The organism is Mesorhizobium sp. dw_380 (assembly GCF_018588885.1).
Classification (GTDB): Bacteria; Pseudomonadota; Alphaproteobacteria; order Rhizobiales; family Rhizobiaceae; genus Mesorhizobium.
Genome location: NZ_JAFFIW010000006.1, coordinates 74811 through 89277, shown reverse-complemented (window position 1 = coordinate 89277; position 14467 = coordinate 74811). Strand labels below are relative to the sequence as shown.

Genomic DNA, 14467 nt, shown 5'->3' with positions numbered 1-14467 from the left:
CCGATTCATGGGGCGATCAGACTGGTCGATCTTTCCGCATTGCGCTGGCTCACCATGTCAAGCCATGCCAAGGCTTCGTCGACACTGGCAAGCGCATGACGCGCGGCGGTCGCTCCGCGCGGTCTGATGCGCACCGATATGCCATTCATTTCATTGATGGCATCAAAGCCGTTTTCATCCGAAGTATCATCTCCAAGGAATACTGGCCTGCGGCCCGCAAAAGCCGCTCCTTGCATGAAACGCCGGATAGCCGCTCCCTTCGCCGCCTCCAGCGGCATCAGTTCGACGCCGGCATTGCCGGCAAGTACCCGATAGCCCGCGGGCAGTCTGGCCAGCGCCTGTTCGACCAATCGTGTCGCGCGTTCCAACAATTGTGGCGCCGCGCGCGTATGAATGGCCAGGATAGGCCCCTTGCGCTCGATATAGACATCGGCGTTGGCCAATTCAGCCTCGATTTCCTGGGCAAGCGCTGCAATGTCGGCCGGCTCGCCGGCCGCTTCGACCGGGCCGTTACGGACCAGTCTGTGTTCGAGGCCATAAAGGCCGGCGGCGCGCAATCTAAGGGGCTGGAAGAGATGGTCGACGGCGGCGATCGACCGCCCCGTGATGAATGCCAACGCTCCGTCCAATTGCGCTTCGAGCCTTGTCAGCAGGCTCCGCAGCTCACCGCCGACGACCACCGCATCGGGATGCGCGGCATGTTCGAGAAGCGTGCCATCAATGTCCAGGAACAAGGCCCATGGCCCCTGCGGGACAGCCGGCGCCGGTTGGTTTGGCGACATCGACATCACAGCGCCGCCACGCGTTTGCGGTCGAGCAGCGATATCACGTTGCCGGGAGCCGTGGGAGCCGCGCCGACGGCACGATCGACCGCAACACGCTTGCGAAGCCGCGCGGCGTCGAGAAGCATGCTGCCTGCCCATCGATAGACATTATTGTCGCGCACGATCTCGCGCATGTGCTGCATGCGTTGGCGCTGCTCCTCCTGCGACATGGTCAGGGCCTGCAGCAAGGCGTCGCCCATCGTCGCCGCGTCATAGGGGTTGACGATCAGCGCCTCGAGCAGCTCCTTGGAAGCGCCGGCAAACATGCTTAGCAGCAGGACGCCCTGTTCGTCGTCGCGCGCCGCGACAAACTCCTTGGCCACCAGGTTCATGCCGTCATGCAGGCTTGTGACCATGCAGACGTCGGCGGCGCGGTAGATCTCGTAGACCTGCTCCTGCGCGTGATGTTCCGTCACCATCAGCACGGGCGAGTAGCCCTCGCGACCATAGCGCTGGTTGAGATCGTCGGCCTGCCGCAGGCACTCCTCGTACAATTGCTGATAGGCGGGCAAGGTGCCGCGGCTGGGCGCGGCGATCTGCAGCAACGCCACCTTGCCGACCCATTCCGGATGAAGCTTCAGCAGCTCGTCGAGTGCGTTGAAGCGATCCAGGATGCCCTTGGTGTAGTCGAGACGTTCAACGCCCACGCACAGTCTGACATTCTCGGCCAGGCCGAATCTTTCGCGAATACGCCGGCGGCATTGCGCCACGTCAGGCAGCTTGCCCAACTGGGCCGGCGGCCATTCAATTGAAATCGGATAGGCGTGAACCAGGCTGATCTCACCGCCGTAGGAGATGGCCGAATCCTCGCGCTCGATCCTGCTCTCCAGGAAACGGTCGACGCTCTCGATGAAGTTGTTGCAATGAAACTGGGTGTGGAAACCGACAATCGAACTGCCGAGCAGGCCCTCGAGAATCTTCTCGCGCCACGGGCAGATGCTGAACACCTCCGAATTCGGCCATGGGATATGCCAAAAGGTGATGATGATCGCTTCCGGAAGGCGCTCGCGGATCATCCGCGGCAGCAATGCGAAATGGTAGTCCTGTACGAGCACGATCGGCCGCTCATTGCGGGCTTCCGCCACGACGGTGTCGGCGAATTTACGGTTGACCGCTTCGTAGGTTTCCCAGTCGGAGGCGCGGAATATCGGTCGGGTGAAGGCAATGTGGCACAGCGGCCAGAGGCCCTCATTGGCGAAGCCGAGATAATAGCCTTGCTGTTCTTCCTCGCTGAGCCAGACGCGACGCAACGTGTAGGAAGGATTTCCAGGCGGCACCTCTATCCGGTCATTTTCGTCGACCACCAGCGCATCAGCCGAACCGCCTCCATAGGCGATCCACGTGCCCGCACAGGCGCGGGTGATCGGTTCGAGAGCGGAGACGAGCCCGCTGGCCGGTACGACCAGTTGGATGTCGTCCCCCTTGCGGTTGTGGATATACGGCTCGCGATTTGAAACCACGATCACCTGGGCGTCGGGAAGTTCCTTTGCCAATATGTGACGCAGCGTATCCGGCGACCATTGGACAAGGGAAGCTGCAGCGGACTGCCCATTCTTCTCGAATTCCGGCAGTGGGCCGCCAGCGGGTTCAGCTGCCACGGTAGCACTCCTCGCCCGGCGTGCTCGCAGAACCAACGTTGCAATGATGATGATCGAGATGCTGACAACTGCAAGACCAAGGAGCCACAATACGGACGAAGGAACGACCAGGTACGAACTGTTGTCAGGCATTTGAAATCGACTTACCTTTCAATGAGATTTGCGGCGGGTCGGCCGCCCGGGCACCCATGCGTGATGGTCAAACGCCTGCCACGCGCGATGGTTCCGATTTTTCAGCTCCTGACCACGAGCGGCACCAGCCCTTCATGGCGGTCGGCCAGAAAGGCGCCGACGCGATCTCCGACCCGTTGAAATGTCAGGTCGACGGCAGTACCCGCCACCGCCAGATGGCGAACCACCAGATTATCGATGCCGATCGGCAGACGCGGTCTCGTCACCTGGATTTCGCCGGTCCAGCCGTCGATCTGAAGGCCCAGGCACGCTTGCATGAGCATGAAGGCGGAGCCGGCCGACCAGGCCTGCGGCAGGCAGGCAACCGGATAGGCGATGGGAGCCTCGCCAGGTGCGCGGGTGAAGCCGCAGAAAAGTTCGGGCAGGCGCATGTTGAAATGGACCGCAGACTCGAACGTTCCGCTCATCAGCCGCACCACATTGTCCCGGATGCCGTATCGCGCCAGTCCGGCCGCACATATCGCGGTGTCGTGCGGCCAGATGGAGCCATTGTGATACGACATCGGATTGAAGAAGATGGCGTCGTCCGCCAGCGTTCGCAGGCCCCAGCCGGAGTGGAATGAGGCCGACAGCAACTTGTCGGCGACGATGCGCGCACGATCCGGGTTGGGCAGGCCGACATAAAGCAGATGGCCGGCGTTGGAGGTACTCACCTTGCAAGGCTCGCCATCGCCGTCCAGGGCGAGCGCATAGTAACCGAGCTCTTCGATCCAGAAATGGCTTTCGACCCGTTGGCGGATTTCATCGGCACGCATATCCCAGGCTTCGGCCTTTTCGGTTTCGCCGCGCAGTCTTGCCAGTTTCGCCAACCCCTGAAACGCTGCAAAGACGTAGCCCTGCACCTCGACCAGTGCGATCGGCCCTTTCGGAATGCGGCCGTCGGCGTGAAAAACGGAATCGAAACTGTCTTTCCATCCCTGGTTGACAAGGCCCGAATCCGCCGCACGACTATAGGTGACGAACCCGGTCGGCTGGCTTGCCGCTTCGATCCATTCGGCAGCGGCACACAGTGACGGCCACAGGCCATCGATAAACTCCATGTCGCCGGTGCGGTCGGCATAGGCGCAGGCGAGATGGACATAGAGCGGTGTGGTGTCGACACCGCCATAGTAACGGCCGAACGGCAGTTCGCTGAGCGCCGTCATCTCACCTTTGCGCGTCTCATGCATGATCTTGCCGGGTTGCGAGTCGCTGAAGGGCGAGGTTTCGGTTGCCTGGTGCTGCGCCAGGAAGGCGAGCACGCCCCGCGCCAGGCCGGGATTGAGCCAAAGCATTTGCAGAGCCGAGATCACTCCGTCCCTGCCGAAGGCCGTCGAGAACCATGGGATGCCGGCATAGGGATAAGGACCTGTCGCCAGTTCCGTGGTCAGCAGCGCCACGTCGGCGCGTGCCCGCTCGATCCAGTCGTTGAACACCCTGCCCGAGCTGTGCAGCGTTGCACCATGGCGACGCTTGGCCCGCATGCCGAAGCGTGCACGGGCAGCGGCGGCGCGAAATCGCTCGCGCTCGGGAGCATCCGCGATCTCGGTGCCGATCTCGACATAAAGCGTCTTGCGGCTGCGCTTGGTGACGGCGATGAAGAAGTCCGCCCGCTCCGAGGTCAATTCGTCCGGCACTTGTGAAAACGATATCGCGGACGTGCGCTCCACCTTGTCCAGGCCCTCGTAGCGCAGCATCACCGTGGTCTTGCCGACCTCGGCCGTGTGCGCGGTGCCGCGTTTTGGCCGCGTCGAGCCGCGAACTTCAAACATGTCGCGGAAATCCGCGGCGAAGCGCAGCGAAAGCCGTAGGGTCGAATGTTCCTGGCTGTAGTTGGAAAGCGTCAGGCGTTCGTAAAGCCGGTCCTGCCAGATCAGCCTGACGCGCTCGATGTGGATCGCGCCTTGTGGAATAGGCCGGCCGCCGACGCTCTCGATTGGCAGGTTGGTTAGATTGGTGGTGAACAGCACGTTGTCCTGGCTGAGCGACGCGCCGAGCAACGACGTTGACCGCCCGCCGATGCTCAGCCGGAATTCAGAAAGCACACGCGTGTCGTCGCGGAAGAACCCGTCACCGACGCCGCGTATGTCGCCATAGGCGTCAGAGACGGCGAAGCAGTCGCCATACTTGAGCGCGAACAGCCTGTGCGGCTCTCGGGGGGCGGTTTCGTCAAGAGAAGCCAGTGCTATTGCAGGATCGAGCTTGCGCTCGTCGAGTTGGGTAATGGTCAAGAGATTGTCCCGTGCATGGTTTTTCGAACGGCGCTACGAGGCTTTGATTTCCTCATGGTTGCTGGTCAGTCGGGAATAGGCCGCGACATAATCCCTGGCCATTCTATCGGCTGAAAAGCGCCTTTCGAAGACTGCCCTTATTCGTCGCCTGTCGAGTTGGAGAAGCGCCGGCATCGTCGCGACGGCATCTTCAATCGTCTCGACGACGAAGCCGGTCACGCCATAATCGATGATCTCGGGCATGGCGCCGCAACTCCAGGCCATGACCGGGGTTCCGCAGGCCATGGCCTCGATCACGGCAAGGCCGAAGGGCTCCGGCCAGTCGATGGGAAACAGCAAGGCCGCCGCGTTGCCAAGAAACCGGCTCTTCTGATCTTCGCTGATCTCGCCGACATATTCGACCCGGTCGCCATCGATCATCGGTTGGACGACCTCCTCGAAATAGGCGCGATCGCCATCACCGATCTTGGCCGCGAGCTTGAGTTTCAGCCCGGTGCGGCGGGCAATCTCGATCGCCCGGTCCGGCCGCTTGTCGCGCGACATCCTGCCGAGGAAGGCAAGATAGGAACCATCCGATCCCGCCTCGAAATCGGGTTCGTAGAGTTGGATTGGCAGCCCGTGGTGGATCGTTGCCAGCCAGTTCGCCGATGCGAACCGTGCCCGCTGGCTGCGGGATATGGAAATCATCGGAAACCGCGGGAACCGATCGTAGGCTTCCGCCAGATCCGCGTAATCCAGCCTGCCATGCGGTGTCGTCACCGTGCGTTGCGGCATATCACGGAAAAACGGGAAATGCAGGAAATGGCTGAGATGGAAATGAATGACGTCGAAATCGTCGGCCCGTTTCCGCACCTCGTCGAGCATCGACAGATGCGCCGCGATCTCGGACTTCAGCGGACGCGGGTCGAGACGGAGCGCCCGTTCGCGGCACGGCACGAGCTTGGCCGAGGTTTTCGTGTCGCCGCTGGCGAACAATGTCACGTCGTGGCCAAGGTCGACGAGCGCTTCGGTCAGGTAGGAGATGATGCGTTCGGTACCGCCATAGAGTCTCGGCGGCACGGATTCGTAAAGTGGTGCGACATGGGCAATCTTCATGGCCCGGCCTTCCCTCAATGAGCTGGTCATAGAGCGAAATGCTTGAGCGCCAGGATCGTTCCTGCATCATTGGAAGATGTGTCGAATGATCGATCCGTTCCCCTGTTGGTACGATCAACCCGCCCTATTTTCCTGCTGGTGCTGCCGAAATTGCGCTCATGGCAGCCAAGGAGACCAAGATGCAGGAACCGGAGGACATCGCAGCCCGACGTCTGAGCATGATCATCGAACAATATGTCGAGGCCAGAAAACAGCGTTTTGGCTTTGTGTCGACGGACCAGGCTGCTCGAGTGATCCGCAGAACCTTGAAACCCACTCCTTCGGATCCGGCGCTCTCGGACCGCGAACTCGACGATATGGTCGCCGCCCTCGCCGTGAAGAACGGCCTGGCCGTCTTCTTCGATCGCGGCGTCAGAGGATCGACCGGGACCGAGGCCGAGCTGAACAGAAAGGAACCGACCATGCGAGGACCAACGGAAACCCCGGATGTTGCCGGCGCGGTCGATGCCATTCTGAGCGGTCAGACTGCCCAGCTCTCGATGAAAGCAGTGATCTCGCTGCTGCGCGAACGGACCGGCACCAAACGGTCGGACGCGGATCTGGAAGGCTTGATTGCCAAGAAGGCCGCCGTTCTGGACGTGCATTTGTCGCACAGCGGCTAAGCGATCGCTGCGCGTCGGGCGTCGCAGTTCATGGACGGGATAAGGGAGCGAGTTTCGGTGTTCGCAGTTCCTGGGCCAATCTTGCCGTCTGGAAAATTGTCATCAGAACGAAGATCGCCTCACCCTCGGTGGAGTTGATCGTCAGGACTACACGGCCGAGTTCGTCGCTCATACCGCAAGTCCAGTCCTTGAGTGCGATCACCTTCTTTCCGGCCATATGCCCAGGGCTTTACGCGGTCTGAAGGCGGTTGACGGAACCTTCGCCGGATATTGCAACCAGCCGTGCAACGGCAAACGCAGCCAGAATTATGAAAAACGCCGTGATGTTCAGAAACATCGTTGATGCAAAAACGCTCGCGCTTTGGTCATAGCAGCTTGCGAATTCCATGACGCTGTACCCCTACAAAGCCATCGCATCATGATCCTGCTTCGGGAGAAATTCAAGCAGATGCTAAAATACGCCAACGGGGGCTCGAATGCGCTCCGACCTGCAAAGCACGCGCACGACGCTCTCTTATTCGATGTAGGTCACCGCACCCGTCTGGAGATCGTAGATCGCCGCGACGATCTTCAGCTTTCCCGCCTTGGTGAGACCGGCCAAGAGCTTGCTCGAAGCGGTGAGCCGCCTCGCCGTCCTCCGCGCGCTCTCCTTGGCGGTGTTGTCGACGAAATCGCCCGCCTCGCTGCGCACTGCGATCGCCGCAGGCAAGATCGGTTCGATCATCGGGCCAATCGCGCCGGGATAGGTCGCGTTCTTGGCAACCACGTCGCACGCTGCCTTGACGGCGCCGCAACTTGTGTGCGCGAGGACGACAATCAAGGGGGAGCCAAGCACCGCCGCGCCGTATTCGACCGTGCCGAGCGTCGCGGTGTCGACGAGGTTGCCGGCATTCCGGGCGACAAACAGTTCTCCAACACCGTGGCCGCCGAAGATCAGCTCCGGGGGAACGCGACTGTCGGCGCAACTGATTATCGTGGCCCAGGGCGCCTGGTGTGCCGCGACAGCGCTCCGCTGCGCGGCAAGGTCGATCGAGCAAAGGTCCGGGTGGCTGATGTAGCGTTCATTGCCGGATTTCAGCGCAGCGAGCGATTCATCGAGGGTCAGCGGCGTCGCCGCGCCCTCGGCCGCGCCCGCTGGCCACGACGCTCCACCAAGACCGAACGCAATGAATGCGGCGCCGACTTTTAGGAAATCCCTCCGGCCAACCCCTTCACCGTCGCAGTTGCTGCACACTGTTTGGCTCCGTCGCCGAGATTTTGGGACTGTTCTACGATAAACATGCGCCTTCTCTAATATAGTCGCAAGGAATTACGGAGCGAGGAGACCACGCCGGCGGTGAAGAAGGGGCGCTGGCGGTCAACAATCCCGTGCACCGTGGGCCCAAAACAGTCCGGATTAATGAAAAGCCCGCCACAGGCGCGACCTGCGACGGGCTTTTGGAGTGGCTACATCCCTGAGGAATCGACCGCTTGTGTTTGTATTGTGAACTGTGTGATCGCGTTGGCCTATGGTGTGATCGCGGAAGCCTTGGGCCTGAGCCCGCGAATGTGAGGCGTGTCATTCACCAGTTGTGATCGAGGCGGCCCGCTGGGGCGGGTCTTTCTCTGCGGTCTCGAGGACACGCATGGCAGTATCACTTATCGACAGGCTTGGGGCCCCGTCACGGCTCTGTGCATTAGGATCTCGACGGGGCTCTTTGGCTGCTCGTCATGCAAGGCTACCGGCCGCGATCGCCGGCATAAACAGGTCGAGGACCATATCTGGCTGACCAGCTTCTTTGATTATGATTTGGGATAGTTCGACGATGAGACATGCAGGCTCGAACCACTCAAAAACCCTTTCGGGCCAAAAGTGTTACCCATGTCTCCGGTATAAACCGTAACCTATGTCTCCGGGCCGTACACAATCTGACAATGGTGAGCGCGATGGGATTCGAACCCATGACCTACTGATTAAAAGTCAGTTGCTCTACCGGCTGAGCTACGCGCTCCCGCGGGCTCGAAAAGGCCGCCCTCGAAATTGCGCGGAACATAGGGAGAGTGCTTCGACCGGTCAACCGGAAAAGATGGTCCGCGAACCTGTTCTGCGCCTTTGACCGCAGCACCGTAGGGCCACTCCTGACCTCGGCCTGATAGCGGCGATTGATTTGGGGAACAAATCCTGAGCGCAGCCCGTTTTCCGCCAACAGGGACGTCCGCCAACCTTTCGAGGAGAAGACTAATGAACAGAACCGTATCCGGCCTGCTTGCAGCCACCCTTTCAGCTACGTTTGTCGCGGCAGAGGTGGTGCCAGTCAACGCCCAACCGGCCTATGTGCCACTCTCCCAGACCGTAACGCCGGACGTGCAGACGGTGCAGTACCGGGAGTGGAGGAGAAACCGCTCCTTCGACCGCAATTTCTCGCGCAACCGCAGTTTCGCCCGCAATGGCGACATGTATTGGAACGGCCATCGCGGCTATCGCGACTATCGCCCCGGCTATCGCCGTCATGGTGACTACTGGTTCCCGCTCGCGGCCTTTGCCACCGGAGCGCTGATCACAGGCGCGATCGTCAACAGCGAGAACAATCGCGTCTATCGAGGCAATGCGCATGTCCAGTGGTGCTATGACCGTTACAGGAGCTACCGGGCTTCAGACAACACGTTCCAACCGAACTACGGTCCGCGTCAGCAGTGCCGTTCACCATATTGATTGCGGGTGAATACGAGCAGCTGACGAATAGGCCCGTGTCAGAGCTGGCGCGGGCCTTTCTCTTTCAGTATGACGAGCCGGCATCAGCCTGCCCAACTGATGGCCTTGATAATGTAATAACGTGCATCACCTTCCCCAAGCGGTGAGCGATATGCTCCAAGGGCGTCGCAAATTCGAACCGCCACGGCGCTCAGTTCCCAACCAAGCACTTCCAGCTCATTATCCACGTCCCTAACGTAAGATTGGGCCAATTCGTCGATGCTGTTCGTCTCGCCAAAGGATCGAACCAGCTTTGCGTCAATCATGACGTCGTCGGGCCAATTTGAATTTGTCCAAGCCCAGAGCCAACTCTGTGACTTAGCGCTCGTGGAACCGGCAATCTGGACCCTGCAGTCACTTTGATTTCCCCGGCTTTGGAAAACAGAAGCCTTCTGGTCTCTATGTCATAGTCGTAGCGAGACCAGTGGCCGATGTTGAAGTCTTTCTCCAACCGGTCATTCTTGACCTTCAGTTGTTTGATGGCTTCGTCGCGCCAAGCTGGATACCAATCAGGCTTCATTTCTCTCGTCCCAAGACCCCGATGGTTTGATTATTGCACGCTCAGCGTCCTGCGCACAGCATCGCGCCAGCCTGTCAACTTGAGGGATCGTGTGGCGTTGTCCATGTCCGGCTTGAACCGCCGGTCGAGAGCCCAGGTCTTGGCGAATTCCCTCGCCTTGGGCCACACGCCTGCCTTCGAGCCGGCGAGCCAGGCCGCGCCGAGCGCGGTCGTCTCCAGTATGGTCGGGCGGTCAACCGGCGCGTCTAGTATGTCGGCCAGGCGCTGCATGGTCCAGTCCGACGCGACCATGCCGCCATCGACCCTGAGCACTGTCTTGGCCGAAGTCGTCTTCCAGTCCTTGCGCATGGCATCGAGCAGGTCGCGGGTCTGGTAGGCAACGGATTCAAGTGCGGCGCGCGCGAACTCCGCCGGCCCGGAATTGCGGGTCAGCCCGAAGATGGCGCCGCGTGCGTCGGCGTCCCAATGCGGTGCGCCGAGCCCGACAAAGGCCGGCACCAGATAGACATTTTGCGTCAGATCGGCCTCATCAGCCAGCTGGCCGCTCTGCTCGGCCTTGCCGATCACCTTGATGCCGTCACGCAGCCACTGGACGGCCGCTCCGGCAATGAAGATCGAGCCTTCCAGCGCGTAGGTGGTCTTGCCGTTCAGCCGATAGGCGATGGTGGTCAAAAGCCGGTTCTTCGAACGCACCAGGTCGCTGCCGGTGTTGAGCAGCGCGAAACAGCCGGTGCCATAGGTGGATTTCATCATGCCCGGCTCGAAGCAGGCCTGGCCGATGGTCGCGGCATGCTGGTCGCCCGCGACCCCAAGGATCTTTATCTCGGCGCCGAACAGACTTTTCTCCGTGATTCCATAATCATCGGCGCAGTCTTTAACCTCCGGCAGCATTCTTGCCGGAATGTTTAGAATGGCCAGCAGTTCCTCATCCCAGACATTCTTCTCTATGTTGTAGACCAGCGTGCGCGAAGCATTGGTGGCATCGGTGGCATGGACCTTGCCGCCGGTCAGCCGCCAGATCAGAAAACTGTCGATGGTGCCGGCCAGCAGCTCGCCCTTCTCCGCGCGTTTTCTCGCGCCCCTCACCTTGTCGAGCATCCAGGCGATCTTGGTGCCGGAGAAATAGGGATCGAGCAGCAGGCCGGTCTTGCGGGTGAATTTCTTCTCGAGCCCCAGCTTCTTGAGTTTCTGGCAAAGTGGTGCCGTGCGACGGTCCTGCCAGACGATGGCGTTGTGGATCGGCTTGCCCGTCGCCCTGTCCCAGATGACGACGGTCTCGCGCTGGTTGGTGATGCCGATGGCCGCGACATCGGCAGCCTTGCCGCCAGCCTTGTTCAGCGCGGCCTTCACGGTCGTCACGACACTTGCCCAGATCTCCTCCGGATCATGCTCGACCCAGCCGGAGGCCGGATAGTGTTGGGTGAATTCCTTCTGGCCGCTGCCGACGACCTTCATCTGGCTGTCGAATAGGATTGCACGGGTCGATGTCGTTCCCTGGTCGATCGCCAGCACAAAACCGCTCATCCAACGTCCTCCGCTTTGACACAAAGAAGGGAGACGGCAACGCGCCGCCTCCCCCTAATTTCACACGGGCACGAACGCCCGCATAGACAGCGTTACTTCTGCCAGCTCTTCACCAGTTCGTCGTAGTTGATGGTGATCGGCTTGTCTTTCTCCTGCTCGAGCCTCAGCTGAGGCGCGAGGTTGCCGGCCTTGACCGCGTCGGCATTCCAGTAGGCCAGATCGTGCTCTTCGGCCATCTTCGGCCCGATGTCGCCCTGGACACCGGATTTCTCGATACGGCTCATGACCTTTTCCTGATCGGCGCAGAGCGAATCCATGGCTTCCTGCGGCGTCTTGGCACCCGAGGATGCGTCGCCGATGTTCTGCCACCAGAGCTGCGCCAGCTTCGGATAGTCCGGCACGTTGGTGCCGGTCGGCGTCCACTGCACACGGGCCGGCGAGCGGTAGAACTCGATCAGACCACCGAGCTTCGGCGCACGTTCGGTGAAGCTCTTGTCATGGATGGTGGAGTCGCGAATGAAGGTCAGGCCAACCTGGCTCTTCTTCACGTCGACGGTCTTGGAGGTAACGAACTGCGCGTAAAGCCAGGCGGCCTTGGCGCGGTCGGTCGGCGTCGACTTCATCAGCGTCCAGGAGCCGACGTCCTGATAGCCGAGCTTCATGCCGTCCTTCCAGTAGGAGCCGTGCGGAGATGGTGCCATGCGCCACTTCGGCGTGCCGTCCTCATTCATGACCGGCAGGCCAGGCTTGACCATGTCGGCGGTGAAGGCAGTGTACCAGAAGATCTGCTGGGCAACATTGCCTTGCGACGGCACGGGGCCGGATTCGGAGAAGGTCATGCCCTGGGCTTCCGGCGGCGCATAGGCTTTCAGCCAATCAAGATACTTCTGGATGGCGTAGACCGATGCTGGTCCATTGGTGTCGCCACCGCGGGCCGTGCACGAGCCGACAGGCCGCGAATTCGCATCGACCTTGATGCCCCATTCGTCAACCGGCACGCCATTCGGCAGGCCCTTGTCGCCGTTGCCGGCCATCGACAGCCAGGCGTCGGTAAACCGCCAGCCGAGCGACGGATCCTTCTTGCCGTAGTCCATGTGGCCATAGACTTTCTTGCCGTTGACGTCGCGACCGGTGAAGAACGCGGCGATGTCCTCATAGGCCGACCAATTGACGGGGACGCCGAGGTCGTAACCGTACTTGGCCTTGAAGTCGGCCTTGTTCTTCTCATCGTTGAACCAGTCGTAGCGGAACCAGTAGAGGTTCGCGAACTGCTGGTCGGGAAGCTGGTAAAGCTTCTTGTCCGGCGCGGTGGTGAACTTGGTGCCGATGAAGTCGTCCACGTCGAGCATCGGATCGGTAACGTCTTTGCCTTCGCCCGCCATCCAATCAGTCAGGTTGCGCACCTGCTGGTAGCGCCAGTGCGTGCCGATCAGATCCGAATCATTGACCCAGCCGTCGTAGATGTTCTGGCCGGTTTGCATCTGGGTCTGAATCTTTTCGACGACGTCGCCTTCCTGGATCACGTCATGCGTGACCTTGATGCCGGTAATGGCGGTAAAGGCCGGCGCCAGCACCTGAGACTCGTACTGGTGCGTGGTCAAGGTTTCCGACACGACCTTGATGTCCATGCCGGCGAACGGCTTGGCGGCGTCGATAAACCACTGCATTTGCTTTTCCTGGTCGGCGCGGGAAAGCGACGAGACGCCGCCTATCTCCTTGTCCAGGAAGGCCTTGGCCTCGTCCATTCCGGCATAGGCATTGCCCACACCGAGCAATAGGACGAGCGCCGTCGTTGATGTTAGAAATTGCCGTCGCATTGTGTTTCCTCCACATTTTGAAAAGATTTCAAGTGCGATCTGGAGCGGTCGCCAGTAGGCGGCCGCTCCAACAGTTTCCCCCTCTATACGTAGCGGAACACGCCGATCGCGTAGACTACGGAGAGAGCGAGAGCCCACCACAGGTTGGGTCCGACAAGACCCAGCCAAGCGAGATGGATAAAGGCGCTGCCAAGCAGCGATAGGAACAGACGGTCGCCGCGCGTGGTCTCGAAGCGCAGCACGCCGACACGCGGATTGCCGCCCGGCGAGGCGTATTCCCAGACGCCCATGCCGCAAAGCAGCAGGGCGATGACGATGAAAAAGGCAGCCGTCGGCCAGGTCCATGCCATCCAGGAGAAGTCGAGGTTCATGATCACACCCTCCCCAGGGCGAAGCCCTTGGCGATGTAGTTGCGGACGAACCAGATGACGAGCGCGCCGGGGATCAGCGTCAGCACGCCGGCCGCCGCCAGCAGCCCCCAATCCATGCCGGATGCCGACACGGTGCGGGTCATGGTGGCGGCGATCGGCTTGGCGTCGGTCGTGGTCAGCGTGCGGGCGATCAGCAGCTCGACCCATGAGAACATGAAGCAGAAGAAGCAGGCGACGCCGATGCCGCTGGCGATCAGTGGCATGAAGATCCTGACGAAGAAACGCGGGAACGAATAGCCGTCGATATAGGCGGTTTCGTCGATCTCCTTTGGCACGCCCGACATGAAGCCTTCGAGGATCCACACCGCCAGCGGCACATTGAACAGGCAGTGCGCCAGGGCCACCGCGATATGCGTATCGATCAGGCCGAAGGCGGAATAGAGCTGGAAGAACGGCAGCGCGAACACAGCCGGCGGCGCCATGCGGTTGGTCAAAAGCCAGAAGAACAGATGCTTGTCGCCGAGGAAGCGATAACGCGAAAAGGCGTAAGCCGCCGGCAGCGCCACGGACACCGAAATCACCATGTTCATGACCACATAGGTGATCGAGTTGATATAGCCGGAATACCAGGCCTTCTCGGTAAAGATGGTGACGTAGTTGGCGATCGTCGGCGCATGCGGATAGAGCGTCAGCGAGTTGACGATCTCCGCATTGGTCTTGAAGCTCATATTGATGAGCCAGTAGATCGGCAGCAAAAGCACGATGATGTAGAGCGTCGGCACGATCCACCACCAGCGCGATTCTTCGCCGCGCCGGCGCATGCGCCTGTCGAGTTCGCTCTGCGACAGCGAACTGGCAAGACCTTCCGAAGCCGCGGCTCCGTTCACCAGATTGCGCTCGGTTCGTTCATTGGCGCCGGCCAT

14 protein-coding genes, 1 tRNA gene and 1 pseudogene are annotated in these 14467 nt (G+C 60.7%); 3 read left to right on the top strand and 13 right to left on the bottom strand.

The window, feature by feature from the left end; all coding sequences use genetic code 11:
- Positions 1-5: 5 nt before the first annotated feature.
- The 4 genes from otsB to JT360_RS07965 all read right to left on the bottom strand — a co-directional run bounded on the left by otsB (position 6) and on the right by JT360_RS07965 (position 5919).
- Positions 6-788 (bottom strand): trehalose-phosphatase, encoded by a 783-nt coding sequence (otsB, locus tag JT360_RS07980; RefSeq protein ID WP_214470919.1) that lies wholly within the window; start codon positions 786-788, stop codon positions 6-8.
- Complete coding sequence (locus tag JT360_RS07975; RefSeq protein ID WP_214470918.1) at positions 788-2554, bottom strand: alpha,alpha-trehalose-phosphate synthase (UDP-forming); 1767 nt, start codon at positions 2552-2554, stop codon at positions 788-790. Before JT360_RS07975 ends, otsB begins: the two co-directional genes overlap by 1 nt.
- Positions 2555-2655: 101 nt before the next feature.
- On the bottom strand, positions 2656-4818 hold the full coding sequence (locus tag JT360_RS07970) for an amylo-alpha-1,6-glucosidase (protein WP_214471162.1): 2163 nt from the start codon (positions 4816-4818) through the stop codon (positions 2656-2658).
- A 39-nt stretch (positions 4819-4857) separates the two neighbouring features.
- Entirely contained in the window at positions 4858-5919 is a 1062-nt protein-coding gene (locus JT360_RS07965; RefSeq protein WP_214470917.1) for a glycosyltransferase family 4 protein, read from the bottom strand.
- Positions 5920-6077: 158 nt separating this feature from the next.
- Between JT360_RS07965 and JT360_RS07960 the strand changes: the two genes are divergently transcribed.
- Complete coding sequence (locus tag JT360_RS07960; RefSeq protein ID WP_250888671.1) at positions 6078-6581, top strand: hypothetical protein; 504 nt, start codon at positions 6078-6080, stop codon at positions 6579-6581.
- Positions 6582-6609: 28 nt separating this feature from the next.
- On the opposite strand, the gene JT360_RS07955 is transcribed toward JT360_RS07960, so the two are convergent.
- Together JT360_RS07955 and JT360_RS33520 are read right to left on the bottom strand one after the other, a co-directional pair.
- Entirely contained in the window at positions 6610-6753 is a 144-nt protein-coding gene (locus tag JT360_RS07955; RefSeq protein WP_214470916.1) for a hypothetical protein, read from the bottom strand.
- A 342-nt stretch (positions 6754-7095) separates the two neighbouring features.
- Positions 7096-7815, bottom strand: a complete 720-nt coding sequence (locus tag JT360_RS33520; protein WP_214470915.1) for a carbonic anhydrase — start codon at positions 7813-7815, stop codon at positions 7096-7098.
- A 507-nt stretch (positions 7816-8322) separates the two neighbouring features.
- On the opposite strand from JT360_RS33520, the pseudogene JT360_RS34225 reads away from it, so the two are divergent.
- Positions 8323-8457 (top strand): annotated as a pseudogene (locus JT360_RS34225) (IS481 family transposase); the annotation flags it as partial.
- Between the two features lie 39 nt (positions 8458-8496).
- On the opposite strand, the gene JT360_RS07945 reads toward JT360_RS34225, so the two are convergent.
- A tRNA-Lys gene (locus tag JT360_RS07945) sits at positions 8497-8572 on the bottom strand.
- A gap of 230 nt (positions 8573-8802) precedes the next feature.
- Between JT360_RS07945 and JT360_RS07940 the strand changes: the two genes are divergently transcribed.
- Positions 8803-9273 carry a BA14K family protein gene (locus tag JT360_RS07940; RefSeq protein ID WP_214470914.1) on the top strand — a complete coding sequence of 157 codons (471 nt, stop codon included), beginning with the start codon at positions 8803-8805 and terminating at the stop codon, positions 9271-9273.
- An 83-nt stretch (positions 9274-9356) separates the two neighbouring features.
- Here the strand turns inward: JT360_RS07940 and JT360_RS33515 are convergent, their stop codons facing one another.
- From JT360_RS33515 to JT360_RS07915, 6 genes are all read right to left on the bottom strand, one after another.
- Complete coding sequence (locus JT360_RS33515) at positions 9357-9653, bottom strand: DUF6882 domain-containing protein (RefSeq protein WP_352127000.1); 297 nt, start codon at positions 9651-9653, stop codon at positions 9357-9359.
- A complete protein-coding gene (locus JT360_RS33510; RefSeq protein ID WP_250888669.1) occupies positions 9575-9832 on the bottom strand; it encodes a hypothetical protein in 258 nt (85 codons plus the stop codon). Before JT360_RS33510 ends, JT360_RS33515 begins: the two co-directional genes overlap by 79 nt.
- A gap of 30 nt (positions 9833-9862) precedes the next feature.
- Positions 9863-11356 carry a glycerol kinase GlpK gene (gene glpK / locus JT360_RS07930; RefSeq protein ID WP_214470913.1) on the bottom strand — a complete coding sequence of 498 codons (1494 nt, stop codon included), beginning with the start codon at positions 11354-11356 and terminating at the stop codon, positions 9863-9865.
- A gap of 92 nt (positions 11357-11448) precedes the next feature.
- Complete coding sequence (locus tag JT360_RS07925) at positions 11449-13173, bottom strand: ABC transporter substrate-binding protein (protein ID WP_214470912.1); 1725 nt, start codon at positions 13171-13173, stop codon at positions 11449-11451.
- A gap of 83 nt (positions 13174-13256) precedes the next feature.
- On the bottom strand, positions 13257-13544 hold the full coding sequence (locus tag JT360_RS07920; protein WP_214470911.1) for a DUF2160 domain-containing protein: 288 nt from the start codon (positions 13542-13544) through the stop codon (positions 13257-13259).
- Positions 13545-13546: 2 nt separating this feature from the next.
- Positions 13547-14467, bottom strand: coding sequence for a carbohydrate ABC transporter permease (locus JT360_RS07915; protein ID WP_214470910.1), 921 nt, complete (start codon positions 14465-14467; stop codon positions 13547-13549).

Coding starts and splice junctions, on each gene's coding strand:
- JT360_RS07960 (WP_250888671.1), top strand. CDS start 6,078: ATGGCAGCCAAGGAGACCAAGATGCAGGAACCGGAGGACATCGCAGCC.
- JT360_RS07955 (WP_214470916.1), bottom strand. CDS start 6,753: ATGAGCGACGAACTCGGCCGTGTAGTCCTGACGATCAACTCCACCGAG.
- JT360_RS07925 (WP_214470912.1), bottom strand. CDS start 13,173: ATGCGACGGCAATTTCTAACATCAACGACGGCGCTCGTCCTATTGCTC.
- JT360_RS07975 (WP_214470918.1), bottom strand. CDS start 2,554: ATGCCTGACAACAGTTCGTACCTGGTCGTTCCTTCGTCCGTATTGTGG.
- JT360_RS07965 (WP_214470917.1), bottom strand. CDS start 5,919: ATGAAGATTGCCCATGTCGCACCACTTTACGAATCCGTGCCGCCGAGA.
- JT360_RS07915 (WP_214470910.1), bottom strand. CDS start 14,467: ATGGCCGGCGCCAATGAACGAACCGAGCGCAATCTGGTGAACGGAGCC.
- JT360_RS33510 (WP_250888669.1), bottom strand. CDS start 9,832: ATGAAGCCTGATTGGTATCCAGCTTGGCGCGACGAAGCCATCAAACAA.
- JT360_RS07920 (WP_214470911.1), bottom strand. CDS start 13,544: ATGAACCTCGACTTCTCCTGGATGGCATGGACCTGGCCGACGGCTGCC.
- JT360_RS07940 (WP_214470914.1), top strand. CDS start 8,803: ATGAACAGAACCGTATCCGGCCTGCTTGCAGCCACCCTTTCAGCTACG.
- otsB (WP_214470919.1), bottom strand. CDS start 788: ATGTCGATGTCGCCAAACCAACCGGCGCCGGCTGTCCCGCAGGGGCCA.
- glpK (WP_214470913.1), bottom strand. CDS start 11,356: ATGAGCGGTTTTGTGCTGGCGATCGACCAGGGAACGACATCGACCCGT.